At 71.2% G+C, this 18,959-nt stretch carries 17 protein-coding genes; 6 read left to right on the plus strand and 11 right to left on the minus strand.

What is annotated here, in order from left to right:
• Positions 1-35: 35 nt before the first annotated feature.
• On the minus strand, positions 36-815 hold the full coding sequence (locus ASD18_RS12465) for a 2-oxo acid dehydrogenase subunit E2 (protein WP_056092246.1): 780 nt from the start codon (positions 813-815) through the stop codon (positions 36-38).
• 2 nt (positions 816-817) lie between these two features.
• Entirely contained in the window at positions 818-2,359 is a 1,542-nt protein-coding gene (locus ASD18_RS12470; protein ID WP_056093542.1) for a carboxylesterase/lipase family protein, read from the minus strand.
• Between the two features lie 75 nt (positions 2,360-2,434).
• On the opposite strand from ASD18_RS12470, the gene ASD18_RS12475 reads away from it, so the two are divergent.
• Entirely contained in the window at positions 2,435-3,589 is a 1,155-nt protein-coding gene (locus ASD18_RS12475; RefSeq protein WP_056092249.1) for a class I SAM-dependent methyltransferase, read from the plus strand.
• On the opposite strand, the gene ASD18_RS12480 is transcribed toward ASD18_RS12475, so the two are convergent.
• Positions 3,571-4,143, minus strand: a complete 573-nt coding sequence (locus ASD18_RS12480) for a hypothetical protein (RefSeq protein ID WP_162251746.1) — start codon at positions 4,141-4,143, stop codon at positions 3,571-3,573. The genes ASD18_RS12475 and ASD18_RS12480 overlap by 19 nt on opposite strands.
• Here ASD18_RS12480 and ASD18_RS12485 point away from each other — a divergent pair.
• The 3 genes from ASD18_RS12485 to ASD18_RS12495 are packed head-to-tail and all read left to right on the plus strand — an operon-like array spanning position 4,093 to position 8,390.
• Entirely contained in the window at positions 4,093-5,478 is a 1,386-nt protein-coding gene (locus ASD18_RS12485; RefSeq protein ID WP_056092255.1) for an ATP-binding protein, read from the plus strand. The genes ASD18_RS12480 and ASD18_RS12485 overlap by 51 nt on opposite strands.
• A complete protein-coding gene (locus ASD18_RS12490) occupies positions 5,471-7,453 on the plus strand; it encodes a VWA domain-containing protein (RefSeq protein ID WP_056092258.1) in 1,983 nt (660 codons plus the stop codon). Before ASD18_RS12485 ends, ASD18_RS12490 begins: the two co-directional genes overlap by 8 nt.
• Positions 7,454-7,493: 40 nt before the next feature.
• A complete protein-coding gene (locus ASD18_RS12495; RefSeq protein ID WP_056093546.1) occupies positions 7,494-8,390 on the plus strand; it encodes an SDR family oxidoreductase in 897 nt (298 codons plus the stop codon).
• Here the strand turns inward: ASD18_RS12495 and ASD18_RS12500 are convergent, their stop codons facing one another.
• From ASD18_RS12500 to ASD18_RS12515, 4 genes are read right to left on the minus strand one after another with little or no spacing between them, the layout of a single operon-like run.
• The gene (locus ASD18_RS12500) at positions 8,391-9,290 is read right to left on the minus strand and encodes a carbohydrate ABC transporter permease (RefSeq protein ID WP_056092261.1); all 900 of its coding nucleotides are present in this window, start codon (positions 9,288-9,290) and stop codon (positions 8,391-8,393) included.
• Complete coding sequence (locus ASD18_RS12505; RefSeq protein ID WP_056092263.1) at positions 9,290-10,216, minus strand: carbohydrate ABC transporter permease; 927 nt, start codon at positions 10,214-10,216, stop codon at positions 9,290-9,292. Before ASD18_RS12505 ends, ASD18_RS12500 begins: the two co-directional genes overlap by 1 nt.
• Positions 10,217-10,245: 29 nt before the next feature.
• A complete protein-coding gene (locus tag ASD18_RS12510) occupies positions 10,246-11,529 on the minus strand; it encodes a substrate-binding domain-containing protein (protein ID WP_056092266.1) in 1,284 nt (427 codons plus the stop codon).
• Positions 11,530-11,574: 45 nt separating this feature from the next.
• Positions 11,575-13,224 (minus strand): glycoside hydrolase family 13 protein, encoded by a 1,650-nt coding sequence (locus ASD18_RS12515; protein ID WP_056092268.1) that lies wholly within the window; start codon positions 13,222-13,224, stop codon positions 11,575-11,577.
• A 75-nt stretch (positions 13,225-13,299) separates the two neighbouring features.
• Between ASD18_RS12515 and ASD18_RS12520 the strand changes: the two genes are divergently transcribed.
• Positions 13,300-14,520, plus strand: coding sequence for an ROK family transcriptional regulator (locus ASD18_RS12520; protein WP_162251748.1), 1,221 nt, complete (start codon positions 13,300-13,302; stop codon positions 14,518-14,520).
• Here ASD18_RS12520 and ASD18_RS12525 read toward each other — a convergent pair.
• From ASD18_RS12525 to ASD18_RS12540, 4 genes are read right to left on the minus strand one after another with little or no spacing between them, the layout of a single operon-like run.
• Positions 14,517-15,269: an SCO1664 family protein gene (locus ASD18_RS12525; RefSeq protein ID WP_235522387.1), complete on the minus strand. Its 753-nt coding sequence runs from the start codon at positions 15,267-15,269 to the stop codon at positions 14,517-14,519. The genes ASD18_RS12520 and ASD18_RS12525 overlap by 4 nt on opposite strands.
• Positions 15,266-15,802 carry a DUF3090 domain-containing protein gene (locus ASD18_RS12530; RefSeq protein WP_056093551.1) on the minus strand — a complete coding sequence of 179 codons (537 nt, stop codon included), beginning with the start codon at positions 15,800-15,802 and terminating at the stop codon, positions 15,266-15,268. Before ASD18_RS12530 ends, ASD18_RS12525 begins: the two co-directional genes overlap by 4 nt.
• A gap of 10 nt (positions 15,803-15,812) precedes the next feature.
• Positions 15,813-16,514 carry a histidine phosphatase family protein gene (locus ASD18_RS12535; RefSeq protein WP_056092278.1) on the minus strand — a complete coding sequence of 234 codons (702 nt, stop codon included), beginning with the start codon at positions 16,512-16,514 and terminating at the stop codon, positions 15,813-15,815.
• A 49-nt stretch (positions 16,515-16,563) separates the two neighbouring features.
• Positions 16,564-18,489 carry a hypothetical protein gene (locus ASD18_RS12540; protein ID WP_056092280.1) on the minus strand — a complete coding sequence of 642 codons (1,926 nt, stop codon included), beginning with the start codon at positions 18,487-18,489 and terminating at the stop codon, positions 16,564-16,566.
• 96 nt (positions 18,490-18,585) lie between these two features.
• Here ASD18_RS12540 and ASD18_RS12545 point away from each other — a divergent pair, with 96 nt between their 5' ends.
• On the plus strand, positions 18,586-18,957 hold the full coding sequence (locus tag ASD18_RS12545) for a hypothetical protein (RefSeq protein WP_056092283.1): 372 nt from the start codon (positions 18,586-18,588) through the stop codon (positions 18,955-18,957).
• The last annotated feature ends 2 nt before the right edge of the window (positions 18,958-18,959 follow it).

Raw genomic sequence — 18,959 nt, forward strand, 5'->3', positions numbered from 1 at the left:
GCCGAGAGCGGCGAGAGCGAACGCACGGCAGGTGCTCACGGCTCGGCCGGAAGCGCGATCGCCTCAAGTGCGGAGCCGGTCTCGATCAACGTGCTCAGCGTCTCGGTGAACCGCGCCGCCGGTGCCCCGTCGATCACCGCGTGATCAAAGCTCAACGTCAGCGGCAGCATCGGCCGAACGACCACGACCCCGTCGCGCACGACGGCGCGGTCCGCGATGCGCCCCACCGTCGCGATCACCGTGAGAGGTGCGAGCGGAATGGCCCACCCCCACCCGCCGGCGAACATCCCGATCGACGTCACTCCCACCGCGGGGCCAAACGTGGCGGCGATGTCGGGTCTGGTGGCGGCGACCCGGATGGCGCTCCGCCGAAGGGGACCCGGTAGGCGCAACATCGCCCCGGTCAGCCCGCTCGGGCGGTGCTGCTCACCGGGGCCGAACTTCGCGCGCTGCAGGGCCCGCGAGATCGCCGCGCAGGACAGCTGATCGGCGTCGGCCACGGTCACGGCGTCGAGCACGATGCGTCCCTGCCAGTGTCGCTCCACGGTCGCGCCGATGTCGACGCGGTCGAAGGAGACGATCGCGTTGCCGGCCTTGCGGGCGTTCACCTCAGGGTGCATCGCGACAGCCCGTGCCACGCTCGCGATGACGAAGCCGGTCCACGACACGCGAGGCTCGGATGCGGCGATGCGCGCCATGGGGACGGTCACGTCGAGCTCGAGCAGGGCGTGGACCTGGAATCGCCGGCTTGCGCCCGCCAGCCTGTCCAGGATCGGCTGGCGTTCCCGGGGCACAGCCCGCACGACATAGGCCATGGTCAGCGGATGCCCTCCCAGAGCGCCCGTTCCCAGGCTCGTGGGTCGTCGACGACCTCCGATGTGGTGTCGAAGCGCATCGTGGCCCGGCGGTGCTGGTCGTACGGGGGCCAGCCCGGGTCACCGGTTCTGGCGAAGGCGATCCAGGTGGCGTGCATCAGACGCGCGAGGTCCTGCGGCGGGTGGGCGCCGAGCATCGGGCCGAACAGCGGCGCGTCGGGAGTCGCTGTGTCGAAGACGAAGGGCACCTCGACGGCGTGGACCGCGCCGAGCCCGGGGGCGGGCCAGGCGAACTCGTACATGTAGGTGCGTCCGGTTGCGGGGGTACGCGTGCGGGCTTCGGCGAGGCGGAGGGCCGGCACCCGCATCCACCAGTCGGTCTGGACGTTCGCGAGCAGGTCGCCGGGGGAGGCCTGCGGATACCTGTCGCGGTAGGCGGCGAGCGCCGTCGACGGATCGAGTCCGTAGGCCGCCAGCGCCTGGTAGCCGTGCCCGCGGACGGGGCCGGTCAGGATCTCGTCGGTGATCTGGCCGAGGGCGCCGCTGACCAGGAGCCAGAGCCGCCAGTCGTCGGTGTTCGTGCCCACGATGACGTCGATGTCGCCGCCCGACCCGGCTGCGATCTGGTCGATCGGGACGCCTGGCACGGTCTGGCCGTCGACGACCGGCTGCCACGGCATGGTGCTGGTGACGACCGCGTGGCCCCAGCGCTCCGGGTCCGGGTCGGTGAGCAGCTCGATCTTCAGCTGTGCCTGGGCGGCGAGCAGGCGCTCTACACCGACGGATGCGATCGCCTGGCGGGTCGGGGGCACGCCGAGGATGTCGGCCAGGTGGCCGGCGATGCGTCGCGCGTCGTCGGCCGGGGTCACCTGGTGCGCCGCGCCGCTCTGCAGGATGGCCCGTCGGAACAGTCCCTTGGCGTGAGGCATCGCGAGCAGGATGCCGATGCTCATCGCGCCCGCGGACTCGCCGAAGACGGTGACGTTGCCGGGGTCTCCGCCGAACGCGTCGATGTTCTCCTGCACCCACTCCAGCGCGGCGACCTGGTCGAGCAGGCCGACGTTCGCGATGCCGTCCCCGAGGGAGAGGAACCCCTCGGCGCCGGGGCGCCAGTTGATGACGACGCAGACGACGCCGTCGCGGGCGAAGTGCGCACCGTCGTAGGCCGAGGTCGAGCTGAGCTCGAACATGCCGCCCTGGATCCACACCATCACCGGCAGGCCGGTCGCCGTGGGATCAGGGGTCCACAGGTTGAGGTTCAGGCAGTCCTGCGACGGTGCGGCGCGCTCGACGGCGGCGAAGGCGCCAGAGACGTCGCGCCAGTCCTCACTCGGTCCGCCGGTGGCCGGCGGAGCGACCTGCGGGGGCTCCGGGCCCGGAGCCGTGGCGTCGCGCACGCCGCTCCAGGGCTCGGCGGACCGCGGGGGTCGAAGCCGGTTCGCACCGAAGGGCGGTGCGGCGTACGGGACTCCCAGGAACGCGTACACGCCATCGGCGACGCTGCCACGCAGGACGCCCTGAACGGTCTTGACCGTTGCACCCATGTCGACCAGGTTTCGTCGGCCCAGGCCCCGCCGGTAGGGGCGGAAGTCCCGGGGCAGCCCGTTAGCCTCGGTGACGTGGATGAGGCTGCGGCGAATGACGAGACCGACGTCCTCGCCGACCTCCGCCGCTACCCCGACCTCGAGGCGCCGAACCTGCACGCCGTCGACGCGAGCGACCGGCTGATCCTCGACGAGGCCGCATCCACGCTGTCGAGAGCCGGGGACGGCGTCGTCGTGATCGGCGATCACCACGGCGCCCTTACCCTCGGTGCGATCGCGCGGCACGGGCTGTCCGGGGTCCGCACTCACCAGGACCGACTGCTCGGCGAGCGGGCTCTTCAGGCGAACGCCGAGCGCCTCGGCATGGACGGCTTCACCCAGCACGGGCTGACAGCCGAACTCGTCGATAAGGCGAGAGTCGTGCTGCTCCAGCTCCCACGGTCGCTCGACGCGCTCGACGAGATCGCGGGCCTGATCGCCGCGCACGCGGACCCCGAGGTGGTCGTCGTCGCGGGCGGGCGGGTCAAGCACATGACGACCGCGATGAACGACGTCCTCGGGCGCCACTTCACCAGCGTGCAGGCGCACCTGGCACGACAGAAGTCGCGCGTCCTGGTGGCGTCAGAACCGCGACCGGCCAGCCAGCGGTGGCCGGAGTGCCAGGAGCACGCCGACCTCGGCATCACCGTGTGCGCCCACGGCGGCGCGTTCGCCGGGACGAAGATCGACATCGGCACGCGCGCACTGCTGCAGCACCTCGACGCGATGCCGCCGGACATCGCCCGGGCCGTCGACCTCGGCTGCGGCACCGGGGTGCTCGCGGTCCTGCTGGCACGGGCGAACGAAGGGCTGACCGTCACCGCGACCGACGAGTCCGCCGCCGCGGTGGCCTCCGCCCGCGCGACGGTCGCGGCGAACGGTCTGGAGGGTCGAGTCGTCGTCGTGCGTGCGGACGGTGCGGAGACGATCCCGGACGCGAGTGTCGACCTTGTCGTGCTCAATCCGCCGTTCCACGTGGGCGCGGCGGTCCACGACGGGGTGGCCCGGACGCTCTTTGCGGAAGCCGCGCGCGTGCTCACGAACGGCGGCGAGCTGTGGGCGGTGTGGAACTCGCACCTGCGCTATCGGCCGACGCTGGAGCGTGTGGTCGGGCCGACCCGGCAGGTCAGCCGCGACCCGAAGTTCACGGTCACGGTCTCCACTCGCGCGGCTCAGCTCCCGCCGATCTGATCCTTCGAGTCGTCGACCGCATCGTCGATCAGCGTCGTCAGAACCTCCGCGACGAGGGAGTCCGCCATCGCCTCGATGCGGGGGAGCTGCGACTTCTGCACCTTCCGGGGCTGGTGCTGGAGGATCTGCAGCGCCCGGTCGACCTGGTCGGCCCGCTGCTTCCAGCCCGCCGCCTGGACCGAGGCGATGGACTCGGCATCCTGAGCCTCAGAGCCGAGGACTATCGAAGCCTGCTCCCGCACCGACACCATCGCCCGCGCGATCTTGGCCTCCGGCGTTCGGGCCCGCTGGACGTCGGCGAACTTCTTGCCCAGGTTCTCGAGGCGCTTCTGGATCTCGGGGTTGTTGGCGACGATCACGCTGACCTGTGCCGCGACCTTCTTGGCCAGGGGCCACGCGACCGCCAGTGCGACACCGGTGGATCTCTTCTTCGCCATTTCACCGACCCTGCCCCGGCGACCCTCCATCGGCAACTGGTCGGAACCGGACGTACGCTCGGCCGAATGATGCGTCCCACAGCCGCAACTGTCGGCGAGCTCCGCGCTTCCGGGCATGTCCACACGTCGGTGCGAGAAGAAGTCCGCACCAACCTCCTCGCCGCCCTGAAGGACGGTCGCGACCCCTGGCCCGGCATCCACGGGTTTGACGACACCGTCATCCCGCAGCTCGAGCGCGCCCTCCTCGCCGGCCACGACATCGTCCTGCTCGGCGAGCGCGGCCAGGGCAAGACGCGACTCCTGCGCACGCTCCACGGCCTGCTCGACGAGTGGTCGCCGGTGATCGAGGGGTCGGAGATCGGCGAGCACCCGTACGAGCCGATCACGGCAGCGAGCAAGAGGCGCGCAGCTGAGCAGGGCGACAGCCTCCCCGTCACCTGGCGCCACCGCGACGAGCGGTACGTCGAGAAGCTCGCGACGCCGGACACGAGCGTCGCGGACCTCATCGGCGACGTGGATCCCATGAAGGTGGCCGAAGGGCGCGCGCTCGGTGACCCGGAGACGATCCACTTCGGCCTCGTCCCGCGCGGCCACCGGGGGATCGTCGCCATCAACGAGCTGCCCGACCTCGCCGAGCGCATCCAGGTCGCGATGCTCAACGTGATGGAGGAGCGCGACATCCAGATCCGTGGCTACGTCCTGCGCCTGCCGCTCGACGTGCTGGTCGTGGCCACCGCGAACCCGGAGGACTACACCAACCGCGGGCGGATCATCACGCCGCTGAAGGACCGGTTCGGGGCGGAGATCCGGACGCACTACCCGACCGAGCTCGACGACGAGGTCGCGGTCATCCGTCAGGAGGCCCTCCTCCACGCGGACGTCCCGGATCACCTCATCGAGATCCTGGCCCGCTTCACCAAGGCGCTGCGGGCGTCGAGCTCGGTCGACCAGCGCAGCGGGGTGAGCGCCCGGTTCGCCATCGCCGGCGCGGAGACCGTCGCCGCCTCGGCCCTGCACCGGGCCGCGCGGCAGGGCGAGGACCACGCGGTCGCCCGGCCCGTGGACCTGGAGACCGCGGTCGACGTGCTCGCCGGGAAGATCGAGTTCGAGTCGGGGGAGGAGGGGCGCGAGGACGAGATCCTCGAGCACCTGCTCCGCACCGCCACGGCGGAGACCGTCCGCGCGCATCTCCGCGGTATCGACTTCAGTCTCCTGGTCGACGCGATCCAGGGCGGCGCCATGGTGACCACCGGCGAGCAGGTCACCGCGCGAGACGTGCTGGCGGGCCTCCCGCCGCTCGGCGAGTCCGAGCTGTACGACGACATCGCGCAGCGACTCGGCGCCACGAACGACGGCGAGCGAGCCGCCGCGATCGAGCTCGCGCTGGAGGGCCTGTACCTGTCCCGCCGGATCAGCAAGGAGTCCGGAGGCGGCGAGACGATCTATGGCTAGACCCAACCGCCGCCTGGCCCGGTACACCCCGTACGTGGACGGGCCGGACCCGCTCGCGCCGCCGGTCGACCTGGCCGAGGCTCTGGACGCGATCGGCCAGGACGTCATGGCCGGCTACTCGCCCGAGCGCGCGATGCGCGAGTTCCTCCGGCGCGGCGGCCGGGACCAGGCGGGCCTGGACGAGCTCGCGCGGCGGGTCGCCGAGAGGCGCAGGGAGCTGACGCGCGAGAACAACCTCGACGGCACGCTGCAGCAGGTCAAGGAGCTGCTCGACCGGGCGGTCCTCGCCGAGCGCAAGCAGCTGGCGCGCGACGTCGACATGGACGAGGGCGACCGTGCCCTGCGCCAGATGCAGCTCGACAACCTCCCGTCCTCGCCGGCCGCTGCGGTCGACGAGCTCAACGGGTACGACTGGCGCAGCCGCGAGGCACGCGAGGAGTTCGACAAGATCAAGGACCTGCTGGGCCGGGAGGTCCTCGACCAGCGCTTCGCCGGCATGAAGCAGGCGCTGGAGAACGCGACCGACGCCGACCGGGCCGCCCTGAACGAGATGCTCGCGGACCTCAACGGGCTGCTCGACGAACGAAAGCAAGGCACGGACACCCAGGAGCAGTTCGACGACTTCATGGCGAAGCACGGTGAGTACTTCCCGGAGAACCCGCAGAACCTCGACGAGCTCCTCGACGCCCTGGCGCAGCGGGCCGCCGCCGCGCAGCGGATGCGGAACTCGATGACCCAGGAGCAGCGCGACGAGCTCGATGCGCTCGCGCAGCAGGCGTTCGGCTCGTCGGACCTCATGGACGCGCTGGGCCAGCTCGACGACAACCTCAGAGCCCTGCGACCGGGCGAGGACTGGGGCAGCTCGGAGCGGATGGACGGCGAGAACGGGCTCGGCCTGGGCGACGGGACCGGCGTGTTCCAGGACCTCGCCGACCTCGACGCGCTAGCGGAGCAGCTCGCGCAGTCCTACCAGGGCTCGCAGCTGGACGACCTCGACCTCGAGAAGCTCGCACGCCAGCTCGGGTCGGACGCGGTCGTCGACGCCCGCACCCTGCAGCGGCTGGAGAAGGCGCTGAACGAGGGCACGATGCGGCGCGGTGCGGACGGCCAGCTCGCGTTGACGCCGAAGGCCATGCGCCAGTTGGGCAAGGCGGTCCTCAAGACCGTCGCCGACACGATGTCCGGCCGCACCGGCGGCCATGAGGTCCACCGCTCCGGCGCCGCCGGCGAGCCGTCGGGATCGACGCGGCAGTGGACGTTCGGTGACACCGAGCCGTGGGACGTGAGCCGGACGATCACCAACGCGCTGGCTCGCGGGTCGCGCACGATCCAGGTCGACGACGTCGAGATCCAGGAGACCGAGGCGCGTACGCAGGCGTGCGTGGCGCTGCTCGTCGACACCTCGTTCTCGATGGCGATGGAGGGGCGGTGGGTGCCGATGAAGCGCACCGCGCTGGCGCTCCACACCCTGGTCACGAGCCGGTTCCGCGGCGACCAGCTGCAGCTGATCGGCTTCGGGCGCAGCGCGTCGGTCATGCAGATCGAGGAGCTCGTCGGGCTCGACGAGAAGTGGGAGAAGGGCACCAACCTGCACCACGCCCTGCTGCTCGCCAACCGGCACTTCCGCAAGCACCCGAACGCCCAGCCCGTGCTCCTCATCGTCACCGACGGCGAGCCCACGTCCCACCTGGAGTCCAGCGGCGAGGTCTTCTTCGACTACCCGCCGAACCCGGTCACGATCGCCCTCGCGGTGCGCGAGCTCGACGGCTCGGTGCGCCTGGGCGCGCGCACGACGTTCTTCCGCCTCGGCGACGACCCGGGACTGGCGCGGTTCGTCGACGCCATGGCCAAGCGGGCGGGCGGCACCGTCGTCGCGCCCGAGACGGACGACCTGGGCGCGGCGGTCATCGACTCGTACCTGAGCTCGCGGCGCAACGGTGCCTTCGGGGGCTGGGGTCGCGACGAGGAGTGGTGACGGCCGATATCGTTATCGAACCGCCCTGGAGGAGATGACGATGACGTCCGACCAGCTCACGTTCGACAACCCCGTCGAGCGCCACTCCCACATCAAGCCGCACGCCTCGTGGCAGCCGCTGCCGGGCCTCGACGCGGAGCTCGACCCGAAGGCCGACCACGGCGAGACCAGCTACCGCGGTACCGGTCGCCTGCCCGGCCGCAAGGCGCTCATCACGGGCGGCGACTCGGGGATCGGCGCAGCCGTGGCCATCGCGTTCGCGCGCGAGGGTGCGGACGTCGCGCTCAGCTACCTCCCCGAGGAGCAGGTGGACGCGGAGGCCATCGCGGAGCACGTGCGTGCGGCGGGTCGGAAAGTGGTCCTGCTTCCCGGTGACATCCGGGACCGCGAGTTCTGCCGGTCACTGGTCGCCGACGCCGTCGAGGGTCTCGGTGGGCTGGACATCCTGGTGAACAACGCGGCGCACCAGGTGTACCACCAGAGCTTCGACGAGCTGGACGAGGCCGACCTCGACCGCACGATCCAGACGAACCTGTACGCGATGTTCTGGATCACCCGGGATGCCCTCCCGCACCTGGGCCCGGGGTCGACGATCATCAACAGCACGTCGGTCCAGGGGTACAACCCCTCGCCGATGATCATCAACTACGCGTCCACCAAGTTCGGGATCATCGGCTTCACCAAGGCGCTCGCCGCCGACCTGGCGCCCCGCGGCATCCGCGTGAACGCCGTCGCTCCGGGGCCCGTGTGGACGCCCCTGCAGGTCTCCGACGGGCAGCCCACCGAGAAGCTGAACGGTTTCGGGGAGTCGTCCTGGTTGGGCCGGACGAGCCAGCCGGTCGAGCAGGCACCGGCCTACGTGTTCCTCGCGTCGCCGGAGTCCAGCTTCGTGGTCGGCGAGGTCATCAACGTCAACGGCGGGGCGAACGTCCCCTGATCACTTGATCGCCCCCTGGGTCACTCCGGACATCACCCAGCGCTGGGTGAACAGGTACACGATGATCGCCGGCGTCATGGCCATGAGGTACGAGGCGAACGCGACGTTGTAGTTGCTGCTGAACTGGGTCTGGAAGATGTTCTGCAGCACCGGGAGCGTCTGCAGCGTGGAGTCGGCGGTGATGAGCGACGGCATCATGAAGTCGTTCCAGGAGGCGAGGAACGCGAAGATCGCGACGGTCGCGCTCATGGGCGCCATCATCGGGAACACGATGCGCCGGAACACCACCCAGGTGGTGGCGCCGTCGAGCCGGGCGCTCTCCTCGAGCTCCTCGGGAAGGCCCCGGATGAAGGCCGTGAACAGCAGCACGCTGAACGACAGCTGGAACATCACGTGCAGGAGCGCCACACCGACGGGGTTGGCGAGGCCGACCATCCCCGTGAGCTTGACCTGGGACAGGGCCAGCACGGGGAACGGCAGGAACATCGCCGCCAGCAGGTAGAAGAACGACCAGCGGAAGAACTTGTGGTCCCAGTTGCGTGCGATGGCGTACGCCGCGAACGCCGCGAGGAGGACGGTGCCGACGACGGTCACCGCGGTGACGAACACGGAGATGGCGAACGCGCGGGGGAAGTCGGTGAGCTCCCACGCCTGGACGAACCCGTCGACGCTGATCGGGTTCGGCAGGGAGAAGACCTGCCCGTCGACGGACTGCTCGGTGGTCTTGAAGGCCATCGTGACCGTCGCGTAGAGCGGCACGATGACGGCCAGCGTGCACAGGACGAGGACGAGGGTGGTGCCCCAGCTCGGGCGGTCCTCGCCTCCCGTGCCGAGGAAGCGCCGGCGGGGACGGACCGGTACCTGGGCGGGGGTCGTGGTGACCAGGGTCTGGGCAGTCATCAGAACGCGCTCCTTCCGCGGTTGAGGCGTAGCTGGATCACGGCGAGGACCACGGCGATGAGGAAGAAGATCGTCGCGTTGGCCATCTGGTAGGCGTAGTCGCCGCCGGTGAAGCCGGAGAAGATCGTCATGGCGACGCTGCGGGTCGCTGTGCCGGGACCGCCGTTGGTCAGGCCGACGATGATGTCGTAGGCGTTCAGGAAGTTCTTGAAGCCGATGACCAGGTTGATGACGACGTACCCCGCGACGAGCGGCAGGGTGATGGAGACGAGGCGTCGCATCGGGGACGCGCCGTCCATCGACGCCGCCTCGTAGACCTCCGCCGGGATCGACAGGATCCCCGCGATGTAGATGAGCAGCGCGCTGGGGATCGCCTGCCACGCCGTGACGATGACGATCGTCACCCAGGCGAGGTCGGGGTTGGCCAGCAGGCTCTGCTCGAGGGCCGTGATGCCCACCGCCTCCCCGAGCTGCGGCAGCGAGTTGGAGAAGAGGAAGTTGAAGACGTAGGCGATGACGATGCCCGAGATGACCATGGGCAGCACGAACGCCGCGCGCAGCGCGACCTTCCCCCGGATCTTGGCGGTCAGGCCGACGGCCAGCAGGAACGCGAGGAGGTTCACCAGCAGCACCGTGACCAGGGCGAACCCGATCGTGAACAGGTACGAGCTGCGGATCGCCGGGTCCGAGAACAACGCCACGTAGTTGGTCAGGCCGATGAACTGGAACTCCCCGAAGCCCACCGAGTCGGTGAAGCTGAAGGTGATGCCCATGATCGCCGGCAGGGTGATGCAGAGCGTGAAGAGGACGAGCGTGGGCAGCAGGAACAGGTAGAACGTCCGGTTCACCCGGGGGCGGCTCGCCTTCATCGGCGTCGGAGCCGCGACGTCGCGGCTCCTCGGCCGGGTGGCAGCTGCTGTGGCCATGAGATGTCTCCGTTCGAAGGTCGAGGTCGTCAGGAACGGAAGGCCAGGCGCCGCCAGTCGGCGTCGAGGGTCCGCAGGATGGGTTCCGGGTCGGCGCCGGAGGCGAGGGACTGCGTGTAGTTCTGCAGCGGGATCGACTGCGGGACCAGCTGCGACGCGCCCAGGTAGAAGGCCGCGTCGTCGTAGTACTCCTTCAGCTCCACGAGCGTCTCGTTGGTCACCGGGGCCGCGTCCTTGGTCACGCCGAAGCCCAGCGCGTGCGCGTTGTAGGCGTCGATGACCTCGGGCTGCATGAGGAAGGACAGGAACTCCCGCGCCGCCTCCTTCTTCGTCGAGCCCTCGGGGATCCACAGCGCGAGGTCGATGTTGACCCGGACCTTGCGGTCCGCCGGGTCGTCGGTCATCGGCAGGGGGAACGCACCGACGTCGAGCTCCGGGTTCGACTTCGCGATCTCACCGATGGCCCACGGACCCTGCAGGTACATGGCCGCCTCGCCGTTCGCGAACGCGAGGTTGCCGTCCCCGTAGCCCCGGCTCGCCGCGTTGTCCTGCGAGTACGGCACGAGCTCCTGCATCTGCTGCACCGGCGCGAGGAACTGCTTCTCGAACGACACGGGGGAGTCGGGCCCGACGTTGGTGCCCTGCCGCTTGATCTGGTTGAAGAACTTCGTCGTGTCGACCGTGCCGCCGACCGAGTAGTCGAAGTGGCCCTGCGCGATCGTCCACGGGTCCTTGAACGTGCTGTACAGCGGCGTGACCCCCGCGGCTGCGAGGGCGTCGCACACGGCGATGAGCTCGTCCCAGGTGGTCGGGACCGTCAGGTCGTGCTCCGCGAAGATCTGCCGGTTGTAGAGCACGGCCGCCGCCATCAGCGAGTAGGGGATCACGCTGGTGCGGTCCGGGTAGGTGGCGGTGACGTCGATGAGGGGCTTCAGCTCGTCGAGGATCCGGCCGGCCTCGGGCATGTCGCCGAGGTCGCTGAGCGCCCCGCGCTCGACGTAGCGCGAGATCTCGAAGTTGTAGTTGAGGCAGCCGATGTCGGGTGGAGACTCCCGCACGAACGTGCCGGCCAGGTTCGACGCGGCGTCGTGGCGGACGCGCACCCGGGACTGGGACTGGTGGAACTGCTCGATGAGCTCGTCGAAGTACCCGATCACCTCCGGCTTCGACTGGTAGAAGATGATCTCCGTCGTTCCGGAGCCTGCGGGTCTGGCGCACGACGCGAGCGCGAGGCCGGCGCCCGCGACCCCGACGCCGCGAAGGAATCCCCGTCGGCTCAGCTCCGCCGACATGAGGGGTGTCTGGGACGTCATGCCTTCGCCTCCATTGGTCGAAGTCATCGAACGGCAGGGTTGCCGTCAGTGGTCGCGTTGCAGCCAGACAGTGGTCTCCGCGGGCACCTCGTGGGTGTCGAGCGGCGAGCTCGACACGACCACCCGCCCTGCCGGCATCGGCGCCGGTGAGCTCCCGAAGTTGGTGACGGACATCCAGCCGCCGGGTCGCGTGAACGCCACGACGCCCGGGGCCGCGGGCGTCAGCCACTCCAGCGTCTCGTCGGTCTGGAGGCGTCGGCGCTCGGCCAGGGCCTGCCGGTAGAAGCTCAGGGTGGAGCCCTCGTCGGCCTCCTGGGTCTCGACCGCGAAGCGGCCGAAGTCGGCGGGGACCGGCAGGTGCGCCCGCTGGTCGCCGAAGCCGAGCGTCGGGCCGTCCGTGGCCCACGGCAGAGGCACGCGGCAGCCGTCGCGCCCCTTCTGAGCGCCTGAGGACCGCAGGAAGGTCGGGTCCTGGAGGGCGTCGGCGGGCAGGTCGGCGACCTCGGGAAGTCCCAGCTCCTCGCCCTGGTACAGGTACGCGGACCCGGGCAGGGCCAGGGTGAGCAGGGTCGCCGCACGGGCCCGTCGACGACCGCGCTCCTCGTCGGGGTGCGGCTCGGCGCCGTCGTGCAGGAGCCACGCGTTCAGGTCGGTGCCCTCCGGCAGCGCGTACCGGGTGGCGTGCCGCACGACGTCGTGGTTGGAGAGCACCCAGGTGGACGAGGCGCCGGACTCGCGAGCGAGCGCGAGGTTCTTGTCGATGATCGCGGAGAACGTCGTCGCGTCCCAGCCCGCCTCGAGCAGGTCGAAGTTGAAGGCCTGTCCGAGCCCGTCGGGGGAGGCGTAGCGCGAGCGTCGGTGCGCAGGGACCCACGCCTCCGCGACGGCGGTGCGCGGCGGGTCGTACTCGTCGAAGAGCCGGCGCCACTCGCGGTAGATGTCGTGGACCTCGTCGCGATCCTGGAGCGGGTGCGCGCCGCCCCAGATGTCGGCGTCCAGGTCCGCCTGGCTGGCGAGCGGCTCGGTGAGGTCCTTGGCCAGCGCGTGCGCCACGTCGATGCGGAAGCCGTCGACTCCCCGGTCGGCCCAGAACCTGAGCGTGGTGAGGAACTCCCGGCGCACCTCGTCGTCGGCCCAGTTCAGGTCGGGCTGCTCCGGGGCGAACAGGTGCAGGTACCACTCGCCGTCACCGACGGGCTCCCAGGCCGGGCCGCCGAAGATCGAGGTCCAGTCGCTGGGCGGGAGCTCGCCGCGGCCCGGCCGGAAGATGTAGCGCTCACGCGCCCGCGAGCCCGGCGGCGAGGCGAGCGCCTCCTGGAACCAGACGTGCCGGTTCGAGGTGTGGTTGGGGACGATGTCGACGACGAGCCGGATGCCTGCGCCGTGAAGGGCCGCGCACAGGTCGTCGAACTCCTCGAGCGTGCCGATCCGCGGGTCGACGGCCCGATAGTCGTCGACGTCGTAGCCGCCGTCGGCCAGCGCGGACGGGTAGAACGGGCTCAGCCACACCGCGTCGACGCCCAGCTCGCGCAGGTAGCCCACCTTGCCGGTGATGCCGCGCAGGTCGCCGATGCCGTCGCCGTTGGAGTCGGCGAAGCTGCGCGGGTAGATCTGGTAGACGACAGCCTGCCGCCACCAGGCCGCGTCCTGCTGTGGGCCGACGGACGTGCTGCCGGTCGCTGCCAGAGTCGACACTCATATCCTCCGATTGATGTAGGTCCTAAATTTAAGACCTGCCATTACAGTGACACTGTCGATCGAGGAGGTCAAGTGGTTGTCCGGACTCCGGTGGCGTCGCGGCACCTGCGCGACGCCAGCGCGCGGCTGGTGCTCGAGCACCTCTGGGACGTCGACGAGGTCACCGGATCGGCGTTGATCGAGGCCACAGGGCTCTCGCGGGCGACCGTGCACGACGTGTGCGACGAGCTCATCGAGCGCGGATGGGTCACCGAGCTGGAGAGCCAGCGCGCCGGGAACGACCACCGCAAGGGACGGCCCGCCCGCCGCTACGCGTTCGACGCACGCGCCGGGGTGGTCGTCGGCGTCGACGCGGGTCAGCACCGGGTCAGCGCGACCGTGACCGACCTGCGCGGCGACGCGCTCGCCAGCACCGTGCTGACCGTGGAGCCGAAGGACGGGACCGTCGCCCGACGGCTCGCCCTCATCGAGGAGGGCGTGTTCACCGCCCTGGCGGACGCGGGCGCGCAGCTGACGAGCGTGCTGGCGGTGGCGGTCGGTGTACCGGCACCCGTGGACCGTGACGGCCGCACCACGTTCCAGGACAACCCGTTCTGGGAGCTGATGAACCCCGACATCGCCCGCCACCTGCGCGACCGGCACGGCTGGACGACGCTCACCGACAACGACGCGAACCTCGCGGCCATGGCCGAGCACTGGCGGGGGCACGGTGCAGGAGCGCGGTGCCACGTCACGCTGCTCGCCGGCGAGCGGTTCGGTGCGGGCGTCGTCGACGACGGTCGCCTGCTGCGCGGTGCCCACGGAGGCGTGGGGGAGATGCGCTACCTGGACTTCGTCGAGGGCGTGGGCTCAGCCGACGGCATCGCGGCGCTGGTGCGCGACGACGCCCGCGCCCAGCTGCACCGGCTGGACGGTCAGACCGGCTCGTCGCAGCTGCAGGAGCTGGATCCCGCGACGCTGGACGCGGCGAGCGTCTTCGCGGCGGCCCTCGACGAGGACCCTCTCGCGGTCAGCGTCGTCGAGCACGTGGCGGCGCTCCTGGCGCGGGTTGTCGCCACGTTCGCGAGCATCTACGACCCGGAGCGCGTCATGATCGCCGGCGCCGTCGCCGCGTCCTGCGGGCCCCTGCTGGAGCTCGTGCGGCGCGACCTCGACCGGTACGTCGACCCCCCGGGCATCGAGGTCCTCGCCTCCGAGCTGGGCCGCGACATCGTGACCGTCGGAGCCGTCAAGCGGGCCCTGGACCACGTGCGCGAGCACGCGCTGGAGATCGCACCGGCCAGGCTGCGCTAGAAGAAGGGCCACGGGAACGCCGGCATGTCGCCCGACGGACCGGGGAAGACGCCGTTGCGCACCAGCCGGTCGCAGCGGTCCGCCAGCGCCTCCAGCTCCTCGTCGCTGAGGAGCTCGGACAGTCGCTGACCGAGACCGCCGTCCAGGTCCGCGTGCACCCGCTCGACCCCCGCGACCTCGGCGGGGTCCAGCGCGTCGCCGCGCCATCCCCACAGGACCGTGCGGAGCTTGTGCTCCACGTGGAAGCTGACTCCGTGGTCGACGCCGTAGCGGTGACCCTGCGACGTCGGCAGGACGTGGCCGCCCTTGCGGTCGGCGTTGTTCACGACGACGTCGAAGACGGCCATCCGGCGCAGCGCGGGGGAGTCCTCGTGGACGAGGCTCAGCGGCTGGTCGTCCTCGTCCACGCCCTCGAACACGGCACGCCATCCCTCGCGTGGCTCCCGGACGATGTCGACCGGATCCTGCTCCGGGTCGGGCTCCTGCCAGAGCTGCACCATGCCCGGACCCAGCGGACCGTCGCGCAGGACCGTCGTCGGCACCACGTCCCACCCGAACGCCTCCGACACCAGGTAGGCGGACGCCTCCCGGTTCGCGAGCGTCCCGTCCGGGAAGTCCCACAGCGGCTTCTCCCCGGCGACCGGCTTGTAGACGACGCGGACGTCGCCGATCGTGGCGAGGAAGGTCGCGTTGGAGGCGACCGTGATGCGCCCGACGAGCTCGAGCTCACCGCCGACGAGATCGGTCACAGCTGGTCGGGAGCGCCGCACACGTGGCCGTCGTCGACCGGCCTGCCGCAGCTCGGGCAGAGGGGCCGGCCCGACCGGACGACCTGCCGGGTGCGTTCGACGAACGCCCGCGCGGTCCCCACCGGCATCCGGACCAGGAGCACCTCGCTCGCGTCCTCCGGCTCGGGAGCCTCCTCCTCGTCCTCCAGCGGGAATGCCTCGACGATCACCTGCGCGGTCGACGGGTCCCAGCCGAGGCGCAGGAGCCCCGTGCGGAACTGCTCCTCCACGGGTTGGTCCAGGGGCTCGTCGTCGACGAGCTCCACGGGTGTGGCGGCGGGGACGCTGAACCGGTTCCCCTCGTCGGCCATGAGGGCGCCGAGGATCTCGTCGATCTTCTCGGCGAGCACGGCGGACTGCTCCTTCTCCAACCCGACGCTCGTGTTCCGGGCGCCGTCGCGCACCTGCAGGTAGAAGGATCGGGAACCTGGGGGGCCGACGGTGCCGACGACGACACGGTCGGGCCAGTCGAACTGGTGAACAAGGGCCGGCATGTCGCCCACTTTACGAGTGGGCCGAGCCTGCTGCCGGGGGTCCGGCCCCGCCCCCGACCTGTGCGTCGCCGACCGGACCGGCGGTGCGCAGCCAGGACAGGTCCCCCGAGTCGGTGTTGGTGGCCACCACCTCGGGGCGGGTCGTCCCGTACCGGACGATCGACGCGGAGCCGGGGTTGACGGTGAGGCGCTGGAAGAGGTCGAGCTCCATGCCCAGCGCGTCCGCGAGGACGGACTTGATGATGTCGCCGTGGCTGACCGCCACCCACACCGCGCCGGTGCCGTGCTCCGCCTCCAGCTGCGCGTCGTGCCGGCGGATCGCCGCGACCGACCGTGCCTGCATGGCGGCCAACGACTCCCCGCCAGGGAACACGGCCGCGGACGGCTGGTTCTGCACGACCGACCAGAGGGGCTCCTGGGCGAGCTCCTTGAGGGGCCTGCCCTGCCACTGCCCGTAGTCGCACTCGAGGAGGTCCGGCTCGAGCTGCACCGGCAGGGAGTGGTGCTCCGCGATGGCCCGCGCGGTCTGCCGGCACCGCGCCAGGGGGCTCGAGATCACTGCGACCAGCGGCGCGGCGGCGAGCCGTTCGGCCGTGCGCTCGGCCTGGCTCCGGCCGACCGCGTCCAGGTCGACCCCGGCGGCCCGCCCGCTCAGGATCCCGGCGACGTTCGCGGTGCTCCGGCCGTGCCGGACGAGAAGGAGGGTGGCCATGGCCTGGAGCCTAGGCAGGATCTCGGGGTTCAGCCGCGCCCGGCGCTCGTCACGGCCCTGGTCGCCCCTCCCGCTCGAGCGTCGCGGCCGTCTTCCCACCGATCACAGCGCGGAAGGCACGGTCCCACGCCTGCTTCGCCGCGGCGCCGGCTCGTGCCCCCGTCGACTTCACCTCGAAGTACGACGAGGCGGCGAGCACCCGGTACGTCGCCAGGATGCAGAGCAGAGGAACGGCCGAGATCAGGGGCGCTCCCGCCGGCACGGTGTCGACGAGCACGCTCGCCGCGATGGCTCCGCCGAGCACCAGCGCGCTGACGATCCCGACCAGCGCGCCCCGCGAGGTGGTCTGCGTGAGGACGACGGCGATGGCGAGACAGACGACCGCGCTCACCGCCGTGATCGCGTCGACGTGTCGCCACGCGACCAGGAGCCACCCCGCGCCGGCCGCGGCGACGAGCACGGACAGGTTCCACGGGGCGACCAGCGACGTCCGCGGCCGCAGCGCCTGGACGACCTTCCAGTCGGCGGGCCGCGCCCCCTCCCAGTGCGCCAGGTCCACGAACTGCAGCAGGGGAGCGAGGTGGGGGCGGGCCTGGTCGGAGCGCCAGCCGGTCGGGACGTCCCAGTCGGCTCCGACCGGGCCGGCCTGGCAGACGGCGTGCAGCGTCCAGGTCATCGCGACGAACATCGACCCGAACGCGGCCCCGACGACGACGATCACGAGGTCGCCGGCCACGATCTCCGGGTGCGGCCATCGCGCCGCCTCGACGAGGGCGACCCCGACGCCGGCGCGCAGGGCGTACCCGAGCGCGAGCACCACGCCGACGAGGCGAGCCCCCGACCGCGCGCGCAGGAGCTCGTAGATCGCGGAGAGGATCACCAGGAGGGCGGCGGCGACGGCCATGACGACCTGGCCCGGCGGCGCGAGGAAGAGGGTCAGGCACACCGCCGCGTAGATCCGTGCGGCCGCGACCACCAGGCTCGCGCGCACCGCGAAGCGGGCCTCGCCGGGGCGGACGGGGAGCCTCTGCCGTTCCGCGGCGGCAGGGTCGGACGTGTCCTCCTCCAGGCCGCGGATGTCGTTGAGCTGGTAGCGGCTCTGGTAGAGGAGGAGCTCGAAGACGACGACGCCGAGCAGGACGGTCCAGACGGTGCCACCCAGGGACACCCCGTCGACGACAGCGGCCAGCGCGGCGGCGACCACGATGAGGAAGGCCTTCGGGATCGAGTCCGGCCGGGGCAGGAGCAGGTACTGGGTGAGGCTGCGGGTGCCCGGGGGCCGAGCGGGCCGCGGCTGCAGGTCCTCGCCCAGGGACGCGTCGAGGGTGTGGACCGCCCGGTAGAAGTAGCGGCGGCCGTCGACGACGGCGAGCACCCCCTGGCGACCGATCGACAGGAAGGCGGCGCCGTACACCGCCACCACGATGAGCCTCCACGGCGCGGAGACCGCGGCGATGATGACGGCGAGGAAGCCGACGTACCCGACGATGAGCGCGAGCATCACCAGGACCCCGAGCGCCCGCGCCGCGCCCGATCGCCGCAGCGCCGTCGGGCTGGCGAAGAGGGTGAGCTCCGCGCCCCGCGGGAACGTCAGGCCCGGGTAGGACTCGACGCTGGTGTCCGGCACCGTGCCGGCCAGCTCGCGCTCCAGCGCCCGCATGTGGAACGAGCGCAGCGTGGACCGCAGGGCATTGGCAGCGAGATAGGCGAGGAGCGCTGTCGGGACGAGCGGGGCGCCTGCCAGGAGCACGTCGGGAGCCGGGACGCACTGGTCCCTGCCCGCGTAGCCGACCGAGCAGACGTTGAGCATCAGCCCCGCGAGAAGGCCGATGCTGGCGAAGGCCAGCGAGGCGAACCCGGCCTGCAGAGCGAGGTGCGACGTGTCCTCGGCGCGCTCGAGGCGGTAGGCCTCGAGCAGCAGGTTGCGGCGCCACGTCTCGTCACCGGCCGGGGTGGTCTGTGGCGCTCTGCCCATGTCCGTGACTCTACGGACGCAAAGATCTCCTGTGCAGTGGTGCTGTCGACGACCGGTTCGTCGGCGCCCGACGCCCGACGTCGATACGGTCAGACTGTGACGAACCTCGTGGAGAAGCTGGCAGGCTCGGTCTCGTCGTGGGGCACGAAGGTGGCCTACGGCGAGAAGGTCACGGTGGACGGGCACGAGCTGGTGCCCGTCGCGCTGGTCGGGTTCGGCTTCGGTGCGGGCGAGGGCTCGGGCGAGATGCCTGACGCGGGCACGGTTCCGGCGGGCAGGGGTGAGGGCAACGGCGGTGGAGGTGGCGGCTACGCGGTGCCCATCGGGGCCTACGTCGGCGGTCCGGACGGGCTGAGGTTCCGTCCCAACGTCATCGCCGTGATCGTCGTCGCCGCACCGTTGGTGTCCGCCTCGGGCATGGCGCTCGCGCAGATCATCCGAGCGTTCCGAGGCCGCGCGACGAGCTGATC

The sequence above is a fragment of the Cellulomonas sp. Root137 genome (assembly GCF_001426725.1).
Lineage (GTDB): Bacteria > Actinomycetota > Actinomycetes > Actinomycetales > Cellulomonadaceae > Cellulomonas.